We start from the raw sequence: 22,780 nt of genomic DNA on the forward strand, positions 1-22,780 counted from the left end.
ATTTTAACCAGAGAACTCTATTAAGCGGTAAGACTAAATTCAGGGGGGACTACAGATCGTTGGGATCGTTTCCGGATCATTTTATTAATCACCACTAACGGAATTATAACTAGGCTTTTCTTTTTTTATATTTACATATAAATCTTTATCATCCAATTTCCACCAATATTCATTATATGATGAAGGATTTTTATATTCATAAATTGAAACAATACCAAGCAACCCACATGGGGTTTCGGACATAAAATCCCAGCCATTCCTCTCAGCGCAAAACATATCCAAACTTTCGTCATACCATACAGAAAAACCTTTTTTATCAAGGATGTTTAACGCTGTATTATATACATTACTATATTCCGATAACGCAGGCATATACACTCCATATTTGCATTAATAAAATATCAACCAATTATTTTTATTGTATAAAATAGTATTTCACATTTAAATAGGACCTTCAATGCTCGTTTAGCATTCCGTCTATCACTAAGTTTCCACCTCATTCGACTGCTTACAATACATTATTATGGCCAATAACTTTAGTTTCAGGCACGCTACCGCCCTGCTGTGACTGCCCTGTCCGACTGTGGAACAGGCATAGCAGCGGCTGTCGCCGCTGCCATTAGTCGTTTTGCTGTTGAGCCGGGGTTTATCGCGGCACGAGCCGTTCCGCCACTTGCCAGTGGGATCGCTTCCGGCTAATTACCTATTTTTTAGGTTTCCATGAATAATAATCAGCAACCCTCACTTCTTTTAGAAGAATATCTAAAGGAATGTGATCTATATCATCTGCTATTTCATCATATGGCTCGGGAAGATCAATTAAAAAACCAAAATCATCATTAATTATGATACAACCATTAAAGATATGTTGTTTATCAGTCAATTTAATGATATCAGACATTCTCATTCCAGTATGCAAAGAGTTCATGTAATGACCCCTATATCTCTCATTGCATCCGACAGATATAATTAAACCGTTAGATAATGTCGCTATCGTAATCGTTTCATCAACAACATACGCCATTCTTTTTTCATTATCAGGCAAAAAATAATCGAAAACTCTAACAACATGATTTGAATACATTTCAATGAAATAGTCTTCAATATTATCGCCTAAAACGATATTCCCAATCGATTTATTAGAAATAATATCGGCATTGATATCGATCATTTATCGTCCACCATTCATTAAGACACCATCAATATAAACTAGCGAATCTGTGATAAGATCATAATTTTCAAACCCACTGCGCCTATTCGCCCATAAACAACATCTTTGCCATTAACATCACGATAAACTTTCCAGTAGTCATTCCCATGAATATTCTTCTGGGAGCCAGCCTGAAGATATGTTCTCGACCATCCTTTCGACGTTAAATAATCATGAACATCCGCAGGCTTTTTCCCTGTCAAACGATCAGTCCAGCGACTGGTAATGCTATCTCTTTTATTAAATCCTTTAGATGAACAACCAGCCAACCCAAACGGATCAACCCAGCTGACAGGGTTATGCACATAACCGTAATTACTTTCCCCACCCAGCCCCCTATCGGGTCATCGAGATTATCCGGTACTCGCCATACTTTTTATCGCACTTAACCTATTGATGCAAATTGCTTTTTAAAAGTCACTTTCGGCCTAGTTAATAACACATTAACCTGAACATCCCGACGCGCTCTTTTAGCTCCGGACATGCTACCGCTACGCTGTGACTGCCCTGTCTGCATAAGCCACATCATAGCGGCGGCGCGAGCCGCTGCCATTAGTCGTCTTGCTGTTGAACCGGAGTTTAGCGCGGCGCGAGCCGTTCCTCGGCTTGCCTGTGGGACGGTGAAGCGTTTGCCGGGTACGGGCTGGCGAAGCCCGTAAAAGAAGAGGTTAAACAGATAAAATAAAGCCGGAAGGATCGTGGGGATCGCTTCAGGATATTTTTAATTAATTTTGATAGCTTCCTTGCCATTAATTAGAACATCAAAACAAGATTCAATGTCCTTCCCATATTTATATATGCATTCATCAAAAATACCGTATATAACACCATTACCATACATGAGGATAATATATCCATTATCACATTCACCTATAGGAACTAAAGGACATTGTGTTATTTTTTCATAACTTTCAACTTGTTCCTTGTATAGCTCAAAAATAGCTTTTTCGGGGTCTATATAGAAAAACTTACTAGGTCTATTAGTATCTTTCTTTCTAAGCTAGGACTAGGCATTCTTTCTGCCAAAGTTGTTGACGCGTAAAATTCAATCTACCTCTATATCGTAAAATATTGACTTGAGGTTTTTTATAAAATCAATAACTTGTAATAATCTTACGTCAGTATTTTGATAAACGGAACATTCTTCTTCCAATTGATTCATCATTAGTAAGTAATGATTGTCCATGTCATCCATTGCGTCATATGCTTCTTGACTGCAAAAATATAACATATTTATTAAAAATGAATTAAAAATATCATCATCGCATTCTTTAGTATGCCCATAAATATGATGAGTAGCATTGACCAATAAATACCCTTGATACTTAAAATTTTCATCTAGTAAAAAATATAGTTCATCTAATATTTGAGTTTTATAAAAAATCAGTGCGCTATTAGATGTAACGACTAATTCATTTTTTTTAATGAAGTAAGTGGCTTCGTTTTGTATTGAAACGTTATCGGAAAAAACATGAACACATTCGGACGAATTAATAATACAGAGAGAATCAATGTCAAGATTAGAGCTTTCGGATGATTTTTTTAAAACCGAAGGGATAGTTAGTAATAGAAATGTTAAAACCCGCAAGATCCCAAATAATAGGTTTCATCTGTCATCCCCAAAACGTTATAAGTATTGCAGTAGGCAAAAATCCACCACCTGTTTTTGTAATCATAAACTATGATTGTGATAATCTACTTAATTGTTTTTCTGCATTTAATTTAATTATTTCTATATTTGATTGACAGAGTTTGGATAATTTAAATTTGGCACGCTCGCTATTTATATCTCCTAAAGCCCATATACATTTTACTGCCAATGCATGACTATCATCAAATGATAAATATATGTAATTTTCTTGGGTGGCTTTGAATAAATACTCAACACTGCTTTCTGATTTAACATCCTGAAGCAGACTAGCGATATCCTCATGTTTATAGTGCCAGTGTTCAAGCAATAAAAAATTTAATTTTTCTGCCGGTATTTTTATTTCATTAAAAATAAAAATAAGTGTTATGGCATCCTCTAATTCATCAGCATTTTCTTTTTGGGATGCATTCTCTATCTCTTTTGAGATTAACTCAATGGGCGTATAGGACCCAAGATCAAATATTTTTATTATCTCCTCTTTAGAAAGTTTTTGAGAGTAAAACTGATTGAGCAGTTCTTGATTATATGGGCTCATTTAAAATACCTCCATTATTTTCGTCTCCTCGTCAATCCCAGAATTAAATATACGTAATCTCCCTGTCTTTTGTAAATGTGTAAAGCCGTCCGGATTCATAGTACGATAGTATATTTCATTTTTACAACCAGCTAACCCAAATGGACCAACCCACGTATTGAGATTAGGCATATACCCGTAGTTATTATCACCCCCCAGCCTCCCTATCGGGTCAGGCGAAACGTAGTACTCACCAGTCGGGTCGTAGAACCGAAAGTTGTTATAACATAGCCCGCTTTCGCTGTCACGATGCGGCCCCGCAAAGGCCAGTCCCGGGTGCGCGAAGCCTATCAGCGATAGTTCTCCTTCCGGGTTAAAAATAGCCTGCTCGTTACTGTTAAGCGCAACACGCAAAGTAAACACGTCTTTTTTCGATCAAAAAACACATCAGCTATTAATGACAATCAGTTAAGGGTTGATTGAATATTTTCGTCGTTTTCGTAAACGCCAAAGAATCCCATCTCGACCACCGCACGACATTTCTCATTTACACTTTAATAGTTACGTTATAACATAACATTTTTAGCGTAATTCACATGGAATGATGTCGGGCATGAGCAATACCTCTGTACGGTTAACAAACCTGACGCTGGGATATGATGGTCACCCGGCAATACGAAATATTACCGGTACGATACGCAGAGGCTCACTTACCGCCGTGGTTGGGCCCAACGGCTCAGGCAAGTCAACGCTACTTAAAGGCATCACGGGCATTTTGGCCCCGTTAAGTGGTTCATGCAGTACCAGCCCTGACGCCCGGATAGCCTACCTCCCCCAGATATCAGAGTTAGATCGGAGTTTTCCTGCGTGTGTCATCGATTTAGTTTCACTCGGCTTATGGCCTGAAAGAGGCTTATTCCGGCGCCATCGCGCCCAGGATCGTCAGCGTGTCACTGAAGCATTGGCCCACGTAGGATTATCTGGATTTGAAAGAAAACCGCTTAGCGCACTATCAGGCGGACAGCTGCAACGTGCGCTATTCGCCCGCGTGGTTCTACAGGATGCCAATATCATTCTGCTTGATGAACCCTTTAATGCTGTCGATGCCACCACCATCCACGACATGCTAACGCTGATTAAACACTGGCATGCTCAAAAACGCACCATCCTCACGGTGATTCATGATATCGACCTGGTATGTAAGCACTTTCCCGAAACCCTCATCATTAATGGCGAGCTAGTCGCATGGGGCGAGACAAACACGGTGATGCATCAGGAAGCGCTGCCACACATGCAAAATATTGCCGTAACGTCGGATAGACAGAGGGATAAGCGTCTTCATGAGGGAGCTTCAGTAAAATGATCGGATGGATTCATGAGTGGTTTATGGCCCCGTTTATCGAATTCGGTTTCATGCGTCGCGCCCTGTATGGTTCCTTTCTCCTTTCCCTTGGGGCCTGTCCGGTTGGCGTATTTTTAACGTTACGACGTATGAGCCTGGTTGGTGATGCCATGTCTCACGCGATCCTTCCTGGCGCAGCCTTTGGGTTTCTGCTGTATGGACTGGAGATTTTCCCCATGACCATCGGCGGCTTAATCGCTGGTCTGGTTGTGGCGGTATGTGCAGGCGTCGTCTCTCGCTTAACGATACAGAAAGAAGATGCGTCAATGGCTGCCTTTTATCTGATCTCTCTGGCACTCGGCGTACTTATCGTATCGTTACGGGGCTCCAGTGTTGACCTGATGCATGTTCTGTTTGGTACGGTTCTCGCTTTAAATAGCGACGCATTAATTTTAATTGCCGTCGTCGCCTTAATAACGCTACTGACCTTTTTCATATTCTGGCGAGCGTTAATTGCCGAATGCCTTGATCCCTTATTTTTACGTTCAGTTTCACGATTAGGATCGCCGGTCCATTTTATTTTTTTATCGCTGGTCGTTTTAAATCTCGTTGCCGGTTTCCAGGCGCTTGGAACCTTATTATCCGTTGGAGTCATGATATTACCTGCGGTAACGGCTCGTTTTTGGACAAAACGCGTGGCAACCATGTGTATCGTTTCTATTTTGTTGGGGATGTTTGCCTGTATAAGTGGTTTGCTATTTTCATTCCATTTTTCGCTACCGTCAGGCCCCGCAATCATATTGTCTGCTGGTGTTTTTTATCTTGTCTCTGCCTCCGTTGTCATGATGAAACATTCACGGTTAATAAAAGACACCCCATTTAATTTTTTGAAAAAAAGATAAACAGAGGAGAAAGTCGCCAATGAAAAAGGCAACGTTTTTACCATGGTATATCACCATGGCGGCATTGTTATCCCTCGTAGCAACTCCGTTACAAGCGAACGCGAAAATTAATGTTATTGCGAGTTTTTCTATTATCGGTGACATGGCGAAAAACATCGGCAAAGATCGAATTGCACTGAGGACAATTGTCGGCCCAAACAGTGATGCTCACGTTTATGAACCGTCACCTGCGGATGCCATTGCCATGGCCAAAGCCGACGTTATTCTGATTAATGGTTTGCAATTTGAAGGTTTTATTAACCGATTAGTTCAGGCCAGTGAAACTTCGGCTCCGGTGATTGAAACAACCAAAGGCGCAAATATCATTCGCGATCCCGCAGGCGGACATTATCACTTTTATGAGGGTAAAGCGGTTTTTCACGCTGCGCCTTTCGACCCACATGCCTGGCAATCTATTTCAAATGCCAAAGTGTATGTGAAAAATATTACGGATGCCTTTTGCGCGGTTGATCAATCAGGCTGCCAGTTCTATCGGGACAATGCCAAGAATTATGATCATCAACTGACAGAATTAGAAAAGAAAATAGCGTCATCCATTAATGCTATTCCACAGGATAAGCGAACCGTCGTCGTTGGCCATAATGCATTCAGATACTTTGAGCAAGCTTACGGTATTCATTTTCTTTCACCTCAAGGTATTTCTACAGAATCAGAAGCCTCAGCGGCGGATGTTGCCGGTATTTTGAAAGAGATAAAAGCGAATAAAGCCTCGGCCGTATTTTCGGAAAACATCTCTAATCCACGTTTAGTCGAACAAATTGCCTCAGAAGCCAAACTCACCGTCGCGGGCACGCTTTATTCAGATGCGTTATCAGCATCAAACGAGCCTGCTCCCACCTATCTCGCGATGATGGAACATAACGTGGCAATGATAACCAATGCCACAAACCATCATAAAAAATCACACCAGTAGTTCATTAATGGAGATAACCATGAAGAAACTTTTATTATCTGCATCAATCTCAGCGCTGCTTCTTGGTCTTAGCGGCACGTCCGCGCTGGCAGATGAAAATGTTACCGCGTGGCGGCTATTTGTCGCCGATCATGATAAGCCCGTCGTCAATATCATTGATGCGCTAGACGGCGATAAGCTTGAAACATTGAATATTAAAGGCCCGGCGAGCTTATACCGTAGTGAAAGTGGCGCGACCGTTTTCGCCGTTCAGGGAAGCGCAGGGGTTGTTTCAACAATCGCTTCCGGTATTAGTTTTCACGACCACGGCGACCATGCCGACATTGATGTTGACCCTCCTAAACTCCTGAATGTTGAGTTAACGGGTAAAAAACCAGGGCACTTTGTTGAACGTCAGGGAAAAATTGCCCAATGGTTTGACGGTGAGGCCAGCACCGATATTTTGAGTGAACAAGCTGTGCTCAATGGGAAAAAAGCGGTAACGAAAGTGAATGTCGTTGCCCCTCATCACGGTGTTGCCGTTCCTTATGATAATTATGTCGTGGTCTCTATCCCTAATCCTGAAGATGCCTCAAAACGTCCAATCGGTGCCCGAGTAGTGGGTCTTGACGGGAAAAAAGTGGGCGAAGATGCGCTATGCCCCGGTTTGCATGGCTCAGCGGGTTCAGGCGATACCTATGCCCTCGCTTGCGGAACGGGTTTACTGCTGATCACGCAGAAAGGCGCGACACCCGTAATCAAACATTTGCCGTATGCAAAATCGTTACCGGAAGGCAGTGCCTCTACGCTGATTGGAGGGAAAGGATTACAGTATTTCATCGGTAACTATGGGCCTGACCGCGTTGTGCTGGTTGATCCCACCGAATCCGATAGCTTCCGTCTGGTCCAACTCCCTACCCGACGCGTTCATTTCGCCGTGGATCCGATCAGATCGAAATTTGCCTATGTCTTTACGGAAGATGGTCGGTTAAATCAGCTCGATGTGCTTAAAGGTGAGATTACGCAATCGACCAAATTAACCGAGCCGTACTCAATGGATGGTCATTGGAACGATCCTCGTCCACGCATTGCTGTCGCGGATAACAAAATTTTTGTTACCGATCCGTTAAAAAGCAAAATTCATGTATTAGATGCGGTCAACTTCAAGAAAACGGGAGAAATCAACGTTGAAGGGCAGCCTTTTAATATTGTTGCCGTCGGCGGTTCGGGTAAAGTGCACGAAGGTGAGCACGAACATGGCACCCATGAACATCATGGTACGGAACAGCACGCGCATTGATAATTATAGACGACAAGCGTGGGATCGAGTCGAACGCCCTTCTCGCCTGAATAGCTGATTCGTTGTATTCTCCCCATGTTCCCAAATGGGGAGAATGCTTATCTGATCAACTGCATAAGGAGATGACGGTGTACAACAGGGAAAAACTGCGTTTTTCACAAATATTGCTTGGCATCGCCGCGATATTTTCAGCCCTGATGGCGGGGTTATTCGGCTGGCTCTATCTTGCTCTTTACTGGCCATATCGCGATAAATTCAATGAGTTGGGTCGATACTTTGATGAGGAAGCGACAGTGGTTTATCACGAAGATGCGAGTGCCTTTCTGTGCCCTACACTGTTTTTTACACTGCTCACCCTACTGATCGTTGCACTTTGGATGAAACGTCGGCGTCGTCCTGCCGCTCAACACGATAAACAGCAATAATACGGTAAGGCCCGGGTTCACAGCCGGTCAGCGCACCTGATGTAATCAACGTACTCGCCGCCTCCGCTGTTTCCAGCAAACAATACTCGTTAACCTGAACCTTCTCCGCAAGATGATTACACGATAGCGGAGAACACTCAGCCGAATAACTCGTCGTATATGAAACGATGTCGAACCCGATGAGTACCTTTTTTACAGGGATCTCTACATTTACTGGCACATCCGGCTCAGGTTCGTAACGAACCCAATTTGGGGCATCGTCATACTCTCTTTCATCACCTTCATAATAAAAATAAGTTAGCGATGTCGCATCGATCTGCTTTTCCCGGACAATATCATCAATCACGTCGAGCGAATCAAACAGCCAATATCCATTATGTCGCCAGCATTCAATCCACTCAGTAAAATCAGATGAAACACACGCGCTTACTGAACAGACCGTTTTGACTTGCGAGGTATGCAACCATGGCGGACAAGCCACGATGAATTTCGCCATATATCCCAATGGTTTCATTGCTGACACCCTAATAATTTCCCTAATGACCGATACTCAACGACAGGTCGGTATCGCATCAATACTCTTTTTACTATGCAGACGGCTGAAAACCATACCATAACCACTTTCCGCCGGGACGATTAATTATCTTATTTTAGATATTTTCCTCATCTTTCAGCATAATAGGGTTTTCTCTCTTCCTATTTAACGGAGAAGCCGTATGTCTCTTGAACCCACGCTCCCCAGTGGCTGGGAATACGCCGACAGCCAAAAACAGCAGGCTTTACAGGCAGAGTACCAACGTGAGCTACCAACGATTCACCCGCTTTATGGCATTGATGTATCAGCGATTGCTTACCGTGAATGTAATGATGATATTCTGGTGCGGCATACGCAGGAAACGGATCGTGTCTCGGTGGTACATCTGACCTGGATTATGAAAAAGGAGTTTGCCAATTTTCCCCGAGTGGATTTTACCGGCTCTTTTCAAGAATTCATTCAATGGGAATACCAGATGTATGGACTGGAACCGGAATAACACCAATCGGTCACTCATTAACAAGGAAGCAAATTAATGCAGGCACAAGCGCACCACTGGAAGCACACCCCCGCACCGCAGCAGACAGCGCCACTTCACTTTCAGGCACTATTTACCGATGTAGAAGCTGAAAAAATGCGGCAAGGCATTATCCCAAAGCAAATGGAAGATAAATGGTTTGTCTATTTTGAGGACGGTTGGCTTCGTTTTCATCGCAGCTGGACCGGATTTTTTATCTATGCGCTGAAACTGGAAGGCTCCCCTGCTGGCGTTCGGGTAACAGATTCATGGGTAAACCGAGATCCGGAACAATATACAAGTACCGATCTGGAATATGACCGGATTATGCTGGGTTACCTGATTGATGTCTCATTGCTGAAAAAGCAGGACGTTCCTTTTCCAACGTATAAGCACCCCGATGCCTGACGATAAAACCTCTTCCCGTTTCGCGGTAGCGCTCACGGCGTTGAATACTTTACGGTCAGAGGCAATTGGCCGTTTATCACAGGGTGATACATCGGCCCTGCCGAGCAAATTGCAGCTTGATGACGCCATTCAGTGTCTACAATTTTGCCAGCAACACCAGATAACTGCCGCCGCCAACGTCATTCAACTTCCTATGCCCCAAACGGCCACTCCCTCATCGGAATACCGCATTGTGGAAGATCACGAAACCGATCAACAGGAATACTGGACAGAACTGAGCCTAAACCATCACCCGGTCAGGCCATCACCGGGCGTCTTACTACTGGATTGCGGCCTGATACCAAAGGAATGACCACCATGTCTCAACATGAAATGGAGGCACATTTGGCGCAAGAACACCCGAGTGAATGGAAACAGATACGAGCAGGTTTGATGCAACTTGCACAATATATTCAGGAAAATGAAGCTCAGATCCGTGCCGAGCGTCAGGCACTCGGTTTAGAGAATAGATAACCCCACTCTTTCCTCCCTACCCGGCGGTACGTCAAAGAGCCTAAGTACCGCCGAGGACAATGTTTCTATACTATTTCCGTTCGGCAAAATAATGAGCAGGTGTGCTACCCATTGTTTTCCTAAACATCGTGATGAACGCGTTAACGGACTCATACCCTAATTGGGTCGCCACATTTTGGACGGGAACACCGCTGGCAAGCGCCTGTAGCGCAATAATCAAATGAAGCTGCTGACGCCAACGTCCGAAGGTCAGCCCCGTCTCACGCAACATCAATCGTGCCAACGTTCGTTCACTTACTGCCAGCCTTTTCGCCCACTCTTTAGATGTACTTCGATCGTCAGGACAACTGACCAACGTATCAGCCATTTCACGTATTTTGGCATTCGCAGAAACCGGCAAACAGAGATTTTGCTGTGGCATATCCGCTAATTCGTCAAGTGTGACTCTGGCGAGTCTGGCGGCATGACTTTCCGGCGGATAATCAATGGCCTCATGTGTTAAACGGTCAACTAATTCTCTGATCAACGGGGAGATCGCCAATGTACAACATTTATCCGGAAGCGCAGCGGTTCCGGGTTCAACGAATAAATAATTGAGGCGTGCATTCCAGGTCGCTTTAGCGCTATGCGAAACGCCACCTGGAATCCATACGCCACAGTGCGGAGGCACGATCCAGATATCGTTTTCCGTCCGACAGGTCACCGCACCGTAAAGCACGATAATTAATTGCCCCTTACGGTGTGTATGGTGTGGGACTTCCGCTTCGTAATCAATGAAATCGAGATGACGCGCGACGGCTGAGCATGGCGTAGCGTCAGGGTCAAACAGCGTATTAGCATATTGTGATTTCATGTTATTGGCAGCATTTAGGGATTTTTTGACAGAATATAGTATTTAACATGGCCTGTAACCCGGCAATAATGAGCGCCATGAGCAAAATATACGTCTGTTACCGCCACTTTTTGCGGAACCAATATGCCATGTTTCACCGCGTCGGCGTGGCACTGTCTTCCCCTTCCATACTCAGCGATGCTAATGCCTTACTGTACTCAGCCAAAAGCTTTGCGGCAGCGATGTTGGCTTATTACCTCGCCTTATCTATCGGTCTGGACAAGCCATCCTGGGCAATCGTTACTGTCTATATTGTTTCGCAAACGTCGGTTGGGGCCTCACTAAGCAGAAGCGTCTATCGTCTGGTTGGAACGGTCATCGGTGCCGCAGCAACCGTATTGATTGTGCCGACGTTTGTGAATATGCCGATTGTTTGCAGCATCGTACTTGCTGGCTGGATTGCCCTTTGTCTTTACTTCTCACTGCTTGAACGTACACCTCGCGCTTATGCCTTTGTATTGGCTGGTTACACCGCGAGTCTGATTGGTTTTCCTGCTGTATTCGATCCCAGCGCAATTTTTGATATTGCGGTCATCCGAGTGCAGGAGATCATGATCGGCATACTCTGTGTCGGTTTGATACATCGATACGTTTTTCCAAAACGTCTATCCGGGATGTTTAACCGCAAGCTGTCGGAAACGCTGCATAGCGCACGGCAAATGCTTACTGACACATTAAAGGGAACATCCGTCGGGAATGCAGGGAATCTACAACTGGCTCTCGCGTTACAGTTCTTACAGGGCGTAAATCATCATCTCCCCTATGACTTTGCCATCTCAGTTCCCGCCCAGCATGCCAGAAAAATAATCCATGACAGGCTGGCACGGTTGTTGGTTGTGAACAGCGAATTACACGATCGTATGCCGATGATAAATGCATTTTCCCCCGCGCTACAGAGGCTGCTGGAGGATGTTAAAAGCTGGCTTATCGTTGAAGACGCGAACGAACGCAAACAACAAGGCGATACGCTGACAGAGCGAAGCGCTACGTTAGCGGAACAATTAGAATCAAATGCGCGGACATTTGAAGAAAAGTTGCAAGTGAGCTTCAGCCGATACCTTCAGGAAGCGCTTGACCTCTTGCAGCAGTGCTATCGCCTTGCTGATGCCATCCATCATGCAAAACCTGTACACCTACAGACAGAAAATCAGGCGGCAAAAGGCTATGTTTTCCATCGCGATAGCCTCACCGCGCTGCGTACTGCGCTAGGGGCTTTCGTCATCATCTTGAGTGGCTGCCTGGTATGGATTTATTCAGCCTGGCCCGATGGTGCCATGGCAGTCTCTATTCTCGGGGTCTGCTGCACGTTATTTGGCAGTTTTGATACCCCAGCCCCCCATATTGTCAAATATATTGTCGGCTCAGTTTATGGCGTGGCGATCAGCCTGATTTACACCTGCATACTTCTTCCTCAAGTCACCGAATTCAATGTTCTGATTGCTGTACTCGCACCGGTCTATTTACTAGCCGGATCGCTGCAAGCTCGGCCCCCTACGACCTTTCTGGCTATGGGCATTACGCTGACATTGCCCATTTTATCCGAGTTAGACGCTCACTACCGCGGTGACTTCGTCACGGCAGTCAACACGGCCATTGCATTATTTGTCGCGACAGGTTTTGCGGTGGTCAGCATGGGTCTGCTGCAAACGGTGCAGGCAGACGCTGCTATTCATCGTCTGCTAAAAATTTGCAGGCGAGACATCCGACATAGCAAAAGGAGTGTGGTTTCAAATGACGTGTATTGGACGAATCTAATGATTGATAGAACGGCATTACTGCTGCCTCGTTTGCCGCGGAGCAAGCAATCGTCGGGACAGGTGCTCAATCAGATGTTGCATTATCTGCGTATAGGCCTCACCACCCTGCACTTACGGCGTTTACGTACTCAATTAGGGGAAGAAATCGCGACAGAGATTAACGAAATTCTTCACCTTCTCGCCCAAGAAGCAGACACCAGAATCTTACAACAGCGTATTGATTCAATGATTGCGATCCACTCTCCGTCCATGCATGAACCATTGCGTCAACTCATTTACCGGCTGATTGACCTGCGCTGTGCACTGATGGAACAAGATAAAAGGCTGACAGATGATTAGTGACGTGAATATTGATGGTGTCTTTGTTCCAGGTTTGCTGGTCATCGCGCTCATAACCTTGCTTTGCACGATGTTACTGGTTCCTCTTTTCACTTTCAGTAAGGTCTATCGCCGTTTGCCTTGTCGACCGCTGATTGATTTCTCAACTTATATTGTTACGTTTTTCCTGCTGCTACAGGGACTGAACGCGTGGGGGTTATTAGCATGAAATCATTTTTTTCTCTGTTAGGTCGCTATGCACTTACGTTAAGTGCAGTCGGCATAGCGATCATCGTCGCTTTCATCATGTGGAAATATTATGCGCAGAAGCCGTGGACCCGGGATGGGAGAGTTCGCGCTGATGTGGTGCAAATTGCGCCGGATGTTTCCGGGCCAGTAAGCAGCGTCGCAGTAAGAGATAATCAGCGGGTGAATCGTGGCGATATCCTCTATTCGATAGATCCAAACTGGTTGAAGTTAGCCGTAGCCAGCGCGAAAGCGGACGTTGAAGCCAGACGCCACGAAATGCTAATGCGCCAAAACGCCGCCACACGACGCACCCAACTCAAAGAGATGATTTCAAAAGAGGACTTACAAGAAACAGGCAGCGCAGCAAATGTCGCAACGGCTAATTATCAGAGAGCGCTGGCCGCTCTGGAGTTGGCTCAACTCAATTTATCCCGTGCTGTCGTTCGATCGCCAGTAACGGGCTATGTCACGCATCTCAGACTTCGCCCAGGAGACTATGCGACAGCAGGCGTGACAAAAGTTGCGATTATTGATGCCAGTAGTTTCTGGATTGTTGGCTATTTTGAGGAGACGAAACTACGCCATATCCGTGTGGGAAACCCAGCACAGATCGCACTGATGGGATTTGAACCTATCGTCACCGGTCACGTTGAGAGCATCGGACACGGAATCAATGACAGCAACGACGATACGGGTGGGCTGGGTCTGCCAGAGGTAGAACCTACTTTTAACTGGGTGCGGCTTGCACAGCGTATTCCTGTTCGTATTCAGATTGATAACTTACCCGAAGAAATTGAGTTAGTCGCAGGTATGTCAGCAAGCGTCGCCCTGACGCCTTGATGGTGGATCACATCGCTGCTGTAAATTTACATCAAAATCAGACAGCCATCGGTGTAGATATGGGTGGCTGTCTGCACGGTTTAGGACGCTTTTCGGGTCAGAACCAGAAGACTCTCTGGGTTAAAAACAAATGCCGCATAACGGCTGAGTAAGATAAAAGGATGGGAAAAATCAGTTAATTCAATAAGTTTCCTGTGATTTTTGTTATTACGCTTTGGATAATTCATGACAAAAGATCTGTTTATGGATGTATCAGCATGGCACATAAACTAATTAACACTGTTAACTACTTTGTGTATCATCAATCTCAGTCATTCAATTCAGGTCTAATTTATGAAGAAAGATGAAGTACGCCACTTCCGTGCTGCATTACGAGAAATGGTCAGAGAACTTGGCATGCTCAGCCGTAAAAGCAGCGGAACAGAGTTATCCCCCCTTCAGAGCCATATTTTAATTGAACTGAACAATAAGCCCTATGGCGCAACCGAACTGGCTGCAAAACTCTGTGTTGATAAGGCGAGTATGAGCCGCACCCTTCGCTCCCTGATTGATACTGGATACTTGCTAAGGGATCGTGATGAGAATGACGGCAGGGCCTCAACATTTCGCTTAAGCCAATCAGGAAAACAGCAACTTTTATATCTGGAAGAAAATGCCGACAGGTTTACAGAGGAAGCTCTTGCTTCATCCTCAGATGGAGAAGTTAAGGAATTCGTTCAAACTATCACGCGGTTCTCCAACAGCCTGCGCAATGCACGTCTCCAACGTGAAGCGGAGATGATTTTCCGCCCCATTGAGGCCAGAGACAATATCGCTATAGCAGAGATCATACGCAACAGCTTCCGGGAGAATAAAATCGATCATCTGGAAGGCGTCAGCCTTCATGATCCAGAGCTTGAACGTTTGAGCGAAGTTTACAATCAGCCAGCCGCAGGATACTGGATTGCCGAGGCTAACGGTAGGATCGTGGGAGGCGCAGGAATCGCTCCCCTATCCGGTGAAAAAGGCACCTGTGAAATGCAGAAACTGTATTTCCGCAGTGACGTAAAAGGCATGGGAATGGGTAGGCGTATGATTGCCTTCATTATCGCTCAGGCAACAGCCATGGGATACCAGTCCTGTTATCTCGAAACGCTTGATGAACTAAAGGATGCCGTTCGACTGTATGAAGCTTTCGGATTCCGTCATCTGGCTAAAAGGATGGGTGATACGGGTCATAACAGCTGTGGTATTTGCATGCTCAGGAAGCTATAACACCGTAAAAATTTGATTACGTTTACGCCTTCTGCGTTGACCCCGAAGAGGTGATGCCATAAGGCCGAATTACGGCGTTAGTCGCGCTGATACGCTTGCTTGTCAGACGGTTGCAGCAGGGGCGTATTTTTTGACAAAGAAACCGACGGCATCAATATGGTCGGTTTCTTTGTCAGAGTGAGCTTATTCTCGCGTCAATTCAAAAGCGCTCTTCTCACCATCAATTTCGATAGTCATACGCATTTTATCATTAGGCAACAGGCGGATTTGAGTCGGGATTTGTGATTTGTGGAACGGATGATCAAACAGCTTAGGCTTCTCGGAATAGGCATAGCTGTCGAAATTCAACTCGTCGCCGACCCAACGCACATTATTAAACAGGTAACGCCAATTATCATCTGCCGCTTGGAACAGTGTGAATCGACCCTGTTTATCCTTAACGATCTCTAACTGAGTCGCTTTTTTTGACTGCCATTTGCCAACGAATTTCTCGAGATCTTTATGCTCAGGGATCACCGGCGCCGCAATAAAGTCACTGGGCTTAAAGGCCGTCTTTTGACTTTTGTCCTCTGATTTATACATTTCACACAAGGGCACGACTTGCGCCACCTTCAGATAGGAAAAGGTCAGGCTTTCATTCTCAAAACCAATAGGCTGTTTCAGCTTCATCGCCCGCCCAACGATACCAAGAATCTTCAGTTGAGTGACATGGTCGGACGATGTCAGACGAATAGTCTGGCTGCTTTTGTCAACCGCATAGTGAGATTGCTCAACACCCATTTTTACCTGCGGGTTTTCACAGTTAAATGAATGTAGCAGTGCCTGGTCATCGGCACGGAACTCCACAACATTAGCGATACCATTTTTTAATGGCAGCATCGCCCAGATTCCGATAAGCGCTTTTTTATCAACAGCAGAAGGCGAGGCAGGCTGAGCTGTTGGACGGACACAGCCACTGAGTAGGGTCACAACCAATACAACAATCACGTGTTTAAACATGCTACATCCCGTAAGGAGACAGTGAAAAAAGGTCAATATAAACCAGTCTGGGGAAAGAGATAACAAACCTTCGTTCTTGGCAAACATCATGAATCTATAATGTCTGCGGAGTTGGAGGTTTTATCATGACCGCCTTGTCGCTCCCCCGGTAAAGCCAAGCCATTTCAGAAGCGGTTATTTTCCTTATACACAGGGCCCAGTGGCGCATCCATACATCATGACCAGCGGAAACAAGGGGACTAAAGGGATCAGGGCGACAGTTCCAAGAGTGCTCAGCGTTTTGGTTTTATCATTGATTGATACCACCACTGGGCGTTCCAACTGGTAAGGGGCTGCCAGTTCTGGAGCATACGATGAAGACCAAAACCCTGCCGCTTTAAACAAAACACCGAGGCGATCGTTATCAATCTGCACCGCCTGATACTCATTGACCAGCGCGGTATGCTGCCCAGCATCCAGTTTGCGCTTATCAATCACCACTAGGTACTCTGCTGTCACCTCATGCTGTTCTACCACAAAGTTAACCCGCACTCCGGAGGCCTGTTGATGAAAGCGTTCATAAAATGTCTTATAGCGCTGATATTCCTGCGGCACACCGTTACGAAAAAAACGGTAACTGTATTTCGCTGAGCTGGCAATAATGCCGGACTCAATAGGTTTAACAGCTACAATGGTATCGGTAGGCGGCAAGTTTGGCGCACTTGTACACCCTGCCAGAACAATCACTACCAGCAGCGATAAATATTTCATCATGTCAGCCATTTCTGTTCGCTATTTCCTCTGTGACATCCGGACAATTTCTTTAAGACACGACTTACAAATGTCCATCTCTGGTTATCATAACTTCCGAACCGGTTTCAATCATTCGATCTATCATAGTATCAGGAGAGGACGCTGCATCGTTTGTAAGTCAATTACAGATTTTTCCAGTCTGGCAGGTCATTGGCCTTTTTACGCCACCCGTGAAACGCGGCCATTACTACGCCAAACAAAATCCCACAGGAGAGACTTCTGAATACCGCCCAGAAGGGTTGAACACCCATACCTTGCCATGTGAAAAACCACATAACGAGCCCCCATACAAGACCAAATCCAAACCCCATCGTGATTGTGATTTGCCAGAATGAAGCGAAAGGTAATGGCGGGATCTTTAGCCCTAACTTCCATAATCCACGCAGCAGAGGCGGAGCATAGTTGCTGCGCCACATGTTTTTACTTTCCATAATGGAAAGTACGCGTTCCTTTTTTCGCTCAAAACTCATCTCTTCCTCCCGGAATGACGCTTGGTCCGTTTGTGTGAACTCTCATGTGATTGTTTGCCTTCACATCTGAACGGAATCGTGCCGACCTTCACCCGGCATCTTAACTCAAAATAGCCTGGTTAGATCCGCTTATGGCTATAAGTTCAACCGATGGACAGAGGTCAGGCCCAAATATCTCAACCATTGGGAGTAAGCCATGACAGCTATCGGCTACTGAGTGGATACGTCTATTGTAAGCGTATATTTAATCAGCTATATTCTGCCGAGGTGTTCTCCACGCCTCCATCCGCGGAAAGGGCTGCGCCCAGGTACTTTCATTCAAATACACTGTTACGACTCCAGCCTCAAAGCGGAAAAGGTTTGTGTCAGGAGATCGTATGTCTACAAAAGCTAAGCCGCAGCCAGAAAGCGGTAAAATCAACCTGGACTATCAGCGTAAACTTGCCAAAGAACTTCTTAGACATTTAAGAAATGGCACGGCATCTCCAGAATCTTATTCCTGGCTTTCAACTGGAAACCCTCGTTCAAAACCCACCTTAACCGATGCGCAGTGGTTGATTGCCAGAAAATTGGGGTTCAGTAGCTGGATGAAACTTAAAGCTCATGTCGATGCGATTAGTTTTGCTGCCAGGAACCCGGATTTCAAAACCAGTGATGAAGAGCTCACAACACATTGGCGCTGCGGCAACGATATCGCGCACAACCTAAAAATTGCTGGCTTCAAGGGTAATTTCCGTACGTTAACCGACCCTTTATGCATAGGGCCTGTTAGATATTTACATTTTGATGAATTTAAGAACATGCGGAGTGGCTATATCAGCCGCACATTCGGAATACCACATAATGAAGCGTTACACCGTCTTGAAGAAGAATATAAAAGTCTCGCGTTGTTAGAAGGAGATAACCACAACGTTCTGTGGTGCGAAGCGGACACATATGATCAGCTCTTTTTAGTTCGCTTATTGGCCGGACTTGACCGTTTGCCGCCGAAGCTGGAACTTATACAAGTCAATGGAATACCCGGTGTATCGAGATTTATCGGGATCGGTCAGCTCGCTCCCGATGTATTGGCCTGGCTATGGTCACAACGTAAACCAGTAAATAGAGACATGTTACAGTTGGCCAGGCAAGCCTGGTCAGCTTTTTGCAGTCATTCACCGGTTGAGCTTGCCAGTATGGCGGATCGCCATCACGCCCCCTTACCCTTTCTGGCTCCTGCCTTGCTAAGGCAGTTACAGGAATTACCTGCGATTAGTGGAGGATTATCCCTGACTGAACGTCTGGCTCTGGAAATTGTAAATGAAAGAGGTGCTGTCACTTTCCGCAGAGTATTTAATGAGCTTACGCGGATACGTGAACCACTACCGTTCCTTGGCGACATGATGTTTCATAGTTTGATGCGCCCTCTTATCGATACGGATCAGCCACTCCTTGTAGAACGCGACGTTCATAAGGAATGGACAGAACACACATTGACGATTACTCCGTTGGGGCGTGAAGTCTTAACTGGCGCGGCTTACTGGCCTGATTACGCCACGCATGAACGATGGATAGGAGGGGTGTGTATCAAACCAGGCCACGCCCATTGGATGCTTGATGAAAATAACAAGCCAGTGTGGAATAACTCGGTTTTGAATAAATTAAAGAACAGATAAAAGTGGAAGTGACGTAATCAGATTGCGTAGTGCATCAGAATCGCCACAGCAACGTTATCAAGGACTCCGAAGCGTCTAAGCTATCTGTGGCAATTCACATCTCGATTTTGGCATCTGCCAAGCAGACTGAATATGATGTTGCTGACAGATCAATTCGCCATCCCACGTAGGTGCACGAAACTCATCTGCAATAGTGGGTAACATTCACAGGCAAATTAACGTCTATTCAACATAATTTAATTTGTTATAAAAACCATTCTGGTTTCACACCAAAACGAGCCGACAGTGCCTTAATGTGGGCGATGGTCAAAGAGCGCTGGCCAGACAGAATCTGGCTAACCAGTGATTTAGATCCGATCTCCTCTTTGAGATCAGAGTAAGACAGCTTGTGCTGGTCAATCAGGGTACGCAGCAGTGCAACGCCGACCGGCATTTCAGCGATAGCTTTGTTGAATTCAGCGAAACGGGGGCTGTTATCTTCATAGTCGGCAATCTTACTTGCCAGGAAGTCAATAAGTGGGCTCTCGTCGTCGTTCTCGATCAGGTAGTCCACCAGCGCCATCGCTTCTCGGTAATCGCTCTCGGACGAACTCCCCCCTAGGAAGGGGACAGCAGCTACGAGTTGTTTGGTTGCTTCAATGGCTTTTGCAGTGTCGGTAATCATTCTTTGTTCTCCCTGTAATAGCGGGTCAACTTGTCGTAATCAGCGTGGGTTACGATGTGCCTCACATAGAAGCGCTTATTCACGAAATTGATATAGGCGATAACCCTTAAGTTGTTGCCTCCTACATCCAAAACCCACCACTTATTCCGGTACTTAAAATTATCCAGGCTCGGCATCAGAGTTCGCATCTCAGTTGGAGAAGAGAAATCCGTCTCGCGCACTAAGCGGTACAGCGCCCGAATGGCTAACGAATCGTTGGGATATCGCTTTGCCGCTTCCTCAAAAGGCTCTTTTGAAATTACGTGCACTTGCGGTCGTTCCATCCGTTTACATTATGTAAACATGATAGCACTGCCCTTTTCCCGTTTACAATATGTGAACGCTAACTTTTCATTTCATAACCTCGCCAAAATCCTGATCCTACCCGCCAATAGTGGACACGCGACTAAGGTAGCTCATATGACAAAATCCATATCAACCAGTAAGAAGCCACGTAAGCAACATACACCTGAATTTCGCAACGAAGCCCTGAAGCTTGCAGAACGCATCAGTGTTGCTGCCGCTGCCCGTCAACTCAGTCTGTACGAATCCCAGCTCTATAACTGGCGTAGCAAGCAGCAGAGCCAGACAACGTCCTCTGAGCGAGAGAGTGAGCAGGCAGCAGAGATTGCCCGCCTCAAACGCCAAGTACAGTCGTTATCTGAGCATTGAAGTCGATGATGCGTTGGAGAGCAAGGAAGACTCCGCTTCGACAGAGTCTTCTCACTATTAAGGTACTTTTATTCAGCAAATTTCAGCAGGGCTTCACTGTCAAGGCGATAGCGTACCCATTCAGACTGCGGCAATGCACCAATGCTCAGGTAAAAATCAATGGCAGGCTGATTCCAGTCCAGCACACTCCATTCAAGGCGGCCGCACTGCCGCTTCACTGCACATTGCGCGATACTTTTCAGCATCGCTCTTCCCGCGCCCTGCCCGCGATAATCAGGGGAAATATACAAATCTTCCATATAAATACCGTTACGCCCGAGCCATGTAGAATAGCTGGTGAAGAAAACGGCATATCCTACAGTTTTACCTTCAATCTCACAGATCAACGCTTCGGTTTTACTGTCTGCACTAAAGAGGGTTTCCCGGATCTCTTCCGCCGTAGTGACTACTTCTTCCGGAGCCTTTTCATACACAGCCAGCTCATAGATCATATCGTAAATTGCCGTTGCATCTTCCGGACGGGCCTGGCGAATCGTGATACTCATTAGTTTTCCTGTCATTTCTGAATGGTGTCGATATTGATGGCACTAAGCATAAGGGTTATTGTCAGGAGAATTAAGTGCAATGAAATCACCAAATGATGAATATTATGCATCCAACATTAAGGCGTCTTGATTTAAACCTTCTCCCTGTTTTTGACGCGATTTATCGTCACCGTTCCGTTCGTCTGGCAGCGGATGAACTGGCGATGAGCACCTCAGCGCTGAGCCATGCGCTATCAAGACTGCGTATCACTCTCAATGATCCGTTATTTTACCGGGAAGGACACCATATGTGCCCCAGCGTATATGCCATACAGCTTGCGCCTTCTATTGCTTCGTCACTGAAATTCCTCAATCAGGAGCTGACGCCGCAAACGGAGTTTGCAGCCGCCGCCAGTACGGAATGTTTACAGATTGCGATTACGGATTTTACTGCGTTTTGTATTTTCCCTGCCTTGATGCACAGACTACAGCACGAAGCGCCCGGCTTGCGCTTTGAGCTACTCTATCTGCCACACAGCCCAGCGCTGACGGAACTGCTGGCAGGAGAAGTGGATCTAGCGCTTGGATTTAGCACGTCGGATGATACCCGGCATCCGGAACTGGACGAGATCGGCTGGTTCGAAGATGAGTATGTTGTTATCAGCAACACTAACCGAGCCCAGCTAACGCTGGAGGATTATCTTGCCGCACGGCACCTTGTAGTGACGCCCTGGAATGAAAAGAAGGGTGTTCTAGATTTACAGCTTGAGAAGATGGGATATACACGTCAGATAGCGATCAAAACACCGTCTATGCTCAGCGCACCGTTTATTGTTGCGGAAAGTGATCTACTGATGGCGATCCCCCGTTTTGCCGCGGAGAAGCTCATTCCGGCAATGAATATCAAGATTTTTCCATTACCGTTCGCGATACGCTCGTTTGAAGTGAAGATTTTTTCCCATAAACGGAGTGGTCAGCGAGGTGCGACTAACTGGCTGAAGGCGAAACTGCAAACGCTGGCGAAAGAGATTAATTTAAGGCAGAAGGAAATTACAGGAGATCGCTATCTGAGGACAACGCCTTAAACTGCTGCGGCGGTGAATTCAATCGATGGACGCAACACACCGATTAAACCGCCTGCGGGTAATTCATAGCCTGGCATTTTTCTCGGCCTCTCGTTGAGCACATCCAAGAGAAAACAACCTCGTATCATTCTATAAAGCGCAGAAGGTCATCGTTTGGCTCCTGAACCAGAAATTCTTTAGCAGGCTGAGGTCTCACAGTGTGTAGTGATTATTCTGAAATTTCCGATATAGCGGCATACTGTTTGCCTACGGAGTGAAGCCAAGCACACCGCTACAGGTGGGCAGAGAGAAAGGAAAGTTG

Annotated in this window: 29 protein-coding genes and 2 pseudogenes; 17 read left to right on the top strand and 14 right to left on the bottom strand. The window is 45.8% G+C overall.

What is annotated here, in order from left to right; genetic code table 11:
• Window positions 1-84: 84 nt before the first annotated feature.
• Window positions 85-372, bottom strand: coding sequence for a hypothetical protein (locus ACKPVM_RS03550; RefSeq protein WP_409306967.1), 288 nt, complete (start codon window positions 370-372; stop codon window positions 85-87).
• A 192-nt stretch (window positions 373-564) separates the two neighbouring features.
• Between ACKPVM_RS03550 and ACKPVM_RS03555 the strand changes: the two genes are divergently transcribed.
• Complete coding sequence (locus ACKPVM_RS03555; RefSeq protein WP_409306968.1) at window positions 565-699, top strand: hypothetical protein; 135 nt, start codon at window positions 565-567, stop codon at window positions 697-699.
• Between the two features lie 4 nt (window positions 700-703).
• Here ACKPVM_RS03555 and ACKPVM_RS03560 read toward each other — a convergent pair whose 3' ends face one another.
• The 5 genes and pseudogenes from ACKPVM_RS03560 to ACKPVM_RS03580 all read right to left on the bottom strand — a co-directional run bounded on the left by ACKPVM_RS03560 (window position 704) and on the right by ACKPVM_RS03580 (window position 3,798).
• Complete coding sequence (locus ACKPVM_RS03560) at window positions 704-1,171, bottom strand: hypothetical protein (RefSeq protein ID WP_409306970.1); 468 nt, start codon at window positions 1,169-1,171, stop codon at window positions 704-706.
• Between the two features lie 760 nt (window positions 1,172-1,931).
• Window positions 1,932-2,180, bottom strand: a pseudogene (locus ACKPVM_RS03565) (SUKH-3 domain-containing protein); the annotation flags it as partial.
• Window positions 2,181-2,255: 75 nt separating this feature from the next.
• Entirely contained in the window at window positions 2,256-2,519 is a 264-nt protein-coding gene (locus ACKPVM_RS03570; RefSeq protein WP_409306971.1) for a hypothetical protein, read from the bottom strand.
• 370 nt (window positions 2,520-2,889) lie between these two features.
• Entirely contained in the window at window positions 2,890-3,396 is a 507-nt protein-coding gene (locus ACKPVM_RS03575; RefSeq protein ID WP_409306973.1) for a hypothetical protein, read from the bottom strand.
• On the bottom strand, window positions 3,397-3,798 hold the full coding sequence (locus ACKPVM_RS03580) for an RHS repeat-associated core domain-containing protein (protein WP_409306975.1): 402 nt from the start codon (window positions 3,796-3,798) through the stop codon (window positions 3,397-3,399).
• A 190-nt stretch (window positions 3,799-3,988) separates the two neighbouring features.
• Here ACKPVM_RS03580 and aztA point away from each other — a divergent pair, with 190 nt between their 5' ends.
• The 5 genes from aztA to ACKPVM_RS03605 all read left to right on the top strand — a co-directional run bounded on the left by aztA (window position 3,989) and on the right by ACKPVM_RS03605 (window position 8,296).
• Window positions 3,989-4,738, top strand: coding sequence for a zinc ABC transporter ATP-binding protein AztA (aztA, locus tag ACKPVM_RS03585; RefSeq protein WP_409306977.1), 750 nt, complete (start codon window positions 3,989-3,991; stop codon window positions 4,736-4,738).
• A complete protein-coding gene (aztB, locus tag ACKPVM_RS03590) occupies window positions 4,735-5,619 on the top strand; it encodes a zinc ABC transporter permease AztB (protein WP_409306978.1) in 885 nt (294 codons plus the stop codon). Before aztA ends, aztB begins: the two co-directional genes overlap by 4 nt.
• 19 nt (window positions 5,620-5,638) lie before the next feature.
• Complete coding sequence (gene aztC / locus ACKPVM_RS03595; protein WP_409306980.1) at window positions 5,639-6,592, top strand: zinc ABC transporter substrate-binding protein AztC; 954 nt, start codon at window positions 5,639-5,641, stop codon at window positions 6,590-6,592.
• Window positions 6,593-6,611: 19 nt separating this feature from the next.
• A complete protein-coding gene (gene aztD, locus ACKPVM_RS03600) occupies window positions 6,612-7,871 on the top strand; it encodes a zinc metallochaperone AztD (protein ID WP_409306982.1) in 1,260 nt (419 codons plus the stop codon).
• A gap of 128 nt (window positions 7,872-7,999) precedes the next feature.
• Window positions 8,000-8,296: a hypothetical protein gene (locus ACKPVM_RS03605; protein WP_409306984.1), complete on the top strand. Its 297-nt coding sequence runs from the start codon at window positions 8,000-8,002 to the stop codon at window positions 8,294-8,296.
• On the opposite strand, the gene ACKPVM_RS03610 is transcribed toward ACKPVM_RS03605, so the two are convergent.
• On the bottom strand, window positions 8,223-8,810 hold the full coding sequence (locus ACKPVM_RS03610) for a hypothetical protein (RefSeq protein ID WP_409306985.1): 588 nt from the start codon (window positions 8,808-8,810) through the stop codon (window positions 8,223-8,225). The two genes, ACKPVM_RS03605 and ACKPVM_RS03610, sit on opposite strands and share 74 nt — an antisense overlap.
• 202 nt (window positions 8,811-9,012) lie before the next feature.
• Here ACKPVM_RS03610 and ACKPVM_RS03615 point away from each other — a divergent pair, with 202 nt between their 5' ends.
• The 4 genes from ACKPVM_RS03615 to ACKPVM_RS03630 are packed head-to-tail and all read left to right on the top strand — an operon-like array spanning window position 9,013 to window position 10,269.
• The gene (locus ACKPVM_RS03615; protein WP_409306987.1) at window positions 9,013-9,330 is read left to right on the top strand and encodes a hypothetical protein; all 318 of its coding nucleotides are present in this window, start codon (window positions 9,013-9,015) and stop codon (window positions 9,328-9,330) included.
• Window positions 9,331-9,366: 36 nt separating this feature from the next.
• A complete protein-coding gene (locus ACKPVM_RS03620) occupies window positions 9,367-9,756 on the top strand; it encodes a hypothetical protein (protein WP_409306989.1) in 390 nt (129 codons plus the stop codon).
• A complete protein-coding gene (locus ACKPVM_RS03625) occupies window positions 9,749-10,108 on the top strand; it encodes a hypothetical protein (protein ID WP_409306990.1) in 360 nt (119 codons plus the stop codon). Before ACKPVM_RS03620 ends, ACKPVM_RS03625 begins: the two co-directional genes overlap by 8 nt.
• Window positions 10,109-10,113: 5 nt before the next feature.
• On the top strand, window positions 10,114-10,269 hold the full coding sequence (locus ACKPVM_RS03630; RefSeq protein WP_409306992.1) for a hypothetical protein: 156 nt from the start codon (window positions 10,114-10,116) through the stop codon (window positions 10,267-10,269).
• Window positions 10,270-10,339: 70 nt separating this feature from the next.
• Here ACKPVM_RS03630 and ACKPVM_RS03635 read toward each other — a convergent pair whose 3' ends face one another.
• Window positions 10,340-11,122, bottom strand: coding sequence for an AraC family transcriptional regulator (locus tag ACKPVM_RS03635; RefSeq protein ID WP_409306993.1), 783 nt, complete (start codon window positions 11,120-11,122; stop codon window positions 10,340-10,342).
• Between the two features lie 128 nt (window positions 11,123-11,250).
• On the opposite strand from ACKPVM_RS03635, the gene ACKPVM_RS03640 reads away from it, so the two are divergent.
• From ACKPVM_RS03640 to ACKPVM_RS03655, 4 genes are all read left to right on the top strand, one after another.
• Window positions 11,251-13,257: an FUSC family protein gene (locus ACKPVM_RS03640; protein WP_409307377.1), complete on the top strand. Its 2,007-nt coding sequence runs from the start codon at window positions 11,251-11,253 to the stop codon at window positions 13,255-13,257.
• Window positions 13,250-13,465, top strand: coding sequence for a DUF1656 domain-containing protein (locus tag ACKPVM_RS03645; protein ID WP_409306994.1), 216 nt, complete (start codon window positions 13,250-13,252; stop codon window positions 13,463-13,465). Before ACKPVM_RS03640 ends, ACKPVM_RS03645 begins: the two co-directional genes overlap by 8 nt.
• Window positions 13,462-14,325: an efflux RND transporter periplasmic adaptor subunit gene (locus tag ACKPVM_RS03650; protein WP_409306996.1), complete on the top strand. Its 864-nt coding sequence runs from the start codon at window positions 13,462-13,464 to the stop codon at window positions 14,323-14,325. Before ACKPVM_RS03645 ends, ACKPVM_RS03650 begins: the two co-directional genes overlap by 4 nt.
• A gap of 333 nt (window positions 14,326-14,658) precedes the next feature.
• Window positions 14,659-15,579: a bifunctional helix-turn-helix transcriptional regulator/GNAT family N-acetyltransferase gene (locus tag ACKPVM_RS03655; RefSeq protein ID WP_409306997.1), complete on the top strand. Its 921-nt coding sequence runs from the start codon at window positions 14,659-14,661 to the stop codon at window positions 15,577-15,579.
• 183 nt (window positions 15,580-15,762) lie between these two features.
• Here ACKPVM_RS03655 and ACKPVM_RS03660 read toward each other — a convergent pair whose 3' ends face one another.
• The 3 genes from ACKPVM_RS03660 to ACKPVM_RS03670 form a co-directional block, all read right to left on the bottom strand.
• Window positions 15,763-16,578 carry a hypothetical protein gene (locus tag ACKPVM_RS03660; protein ID WP_409306999.1) on the bottom strand — a complete coding sequence of 272 codons (816 nt, stop codon included), beginning with the start codon at window positions 16,576-16,578 and terminating at the stop codon, window positions 15,763-15,765.
• A 183-nt stretch (window positions 16,579-16,761) separates the two neighbouring features.
• Complete coding sequence (locus ACKPVM_RS03665) at window positions 16,762-17,331, bottom strand: hypothetical protein (RefSeq protein ID WP_409307000.1); 570 nt, start codon at window positions 17,329-17,331, stop codon at window positions 16,762-16,764.
• A 161-nt stretch (window positions 17,332-17,492) separates the two neighbouring features.
• The gene (locus ACKPVM_RS03670) at window positions 17,493-17,840 is read right to left on the bottom strand and encodes a DUF6404 family protein (protein ID WP_409307002.1); all 348 of its coding nucleotides are present in this window, start codon (window positions 17,838-17,840) and stop codon (window positions 17,493-17,495) included.
• 377 nt (window positions 17,841-18,217) lie between these two features.
• Between ACKPVM_RS03670 and ACKPVM_RS03675 the strand changes: the two genes are divergently transcribed.
• Window positions 18,218-19,495: a DUF1835 domain-containing protein gene (locus ACKPVM_RS03675; protein ID WP_409307004.1), complete on the top strand. Its 1,278-nt coding sequence runs from the start codon at window positions 18,218-18,220 to the stop codon at window positions 19,493-19,495.
• A 244-nt stretch (window positions 19,496-19,739) separates the two neighbouring features.
• Here the strand turns inward: ACKPVM_RS03675 and ACKPVM_RS03680 are convergent, their stop codons facing one another.
• Complete coding sequence (locus ACKPVM_RS03680) at window positions 19,740-20,159, bottom strand: helix-turn-helix domain-containing protein (RefSeq protein WP_409307005.1); 420 nt, start codon at window positions 20,157-20,159, stop codon at window positions 19,740-19,742.
• The gene (locus tag ACKPVM_RS03685) at window positions 20,156-20,467 is read right to left on the bottom strand and encodes a type II toxin-antitoxin system HigB family toxin (protein ID WP_409307378.1); all 312 of its coding nucleotides are present in this window, start codon (window positions 20,465-20,467) and stop codon (window positions 20,156-20,158) included. Before ACKPVM_RS03685 ends, ACKPVM_RS03680 begins: the two co-directional genes overlap by 4 nt.
• A 151-nt stretch (window positions 20,468-20,618) precedes the next feature.
• Here ACKPVM_RS03685 and ACKPVM_RS03690 point away from each other — a divergent pair.
• Window positions 20,619-20,864, top strand: a pseudogene (locus tag ACKPVM_RS03690) (transposase); the annotation flags it as partial.
• Between the two features lie 74 nt (window positions 20,865-20,938).
• Here ACKPVM_RS03690 and ACKPVM_RS03695 read toward each other — a convergent pair.
• Window positions 20,939-21,415 carry a GNAT family N-acetyltransferase gene (locus tag ACKPVM_RS03695; protein WP_409307007.1) on the bottom strand — a complete coding sequence of 159 codons (477 nt, stop codon included), beginning with the start codon at window positions 21,413-21,415 and terminating at the stop codon, window positions 20,939-20,941.
• Between the two features lie 92 nt (window positions 21,416-21,507).
• Here ACKPVM_RS03695 and ACKPVM_RS03700 point away from each other — a divergent pair, with 92 nt between their 5' ends.
• Entirely contained in the window at window positions 21,508-22,479 is a 972-nt protein-coding gene (locus tag ACKPVM_RS03700) for a LysR family transcriptional regulator (protein WP_409307009.1), read from the top strand.
• Window positions 22,480-22,780 lie beyond the last annotated feature (301 nt).

This window comes from Pectobacterium hainanensis (assembly GCF_046237015.1).
GTDB lineage: Bacteria > Pseudomonadota > Gammaproteobacteria > Enterobacterales > Enterobacteriaceae > JBJYIN01.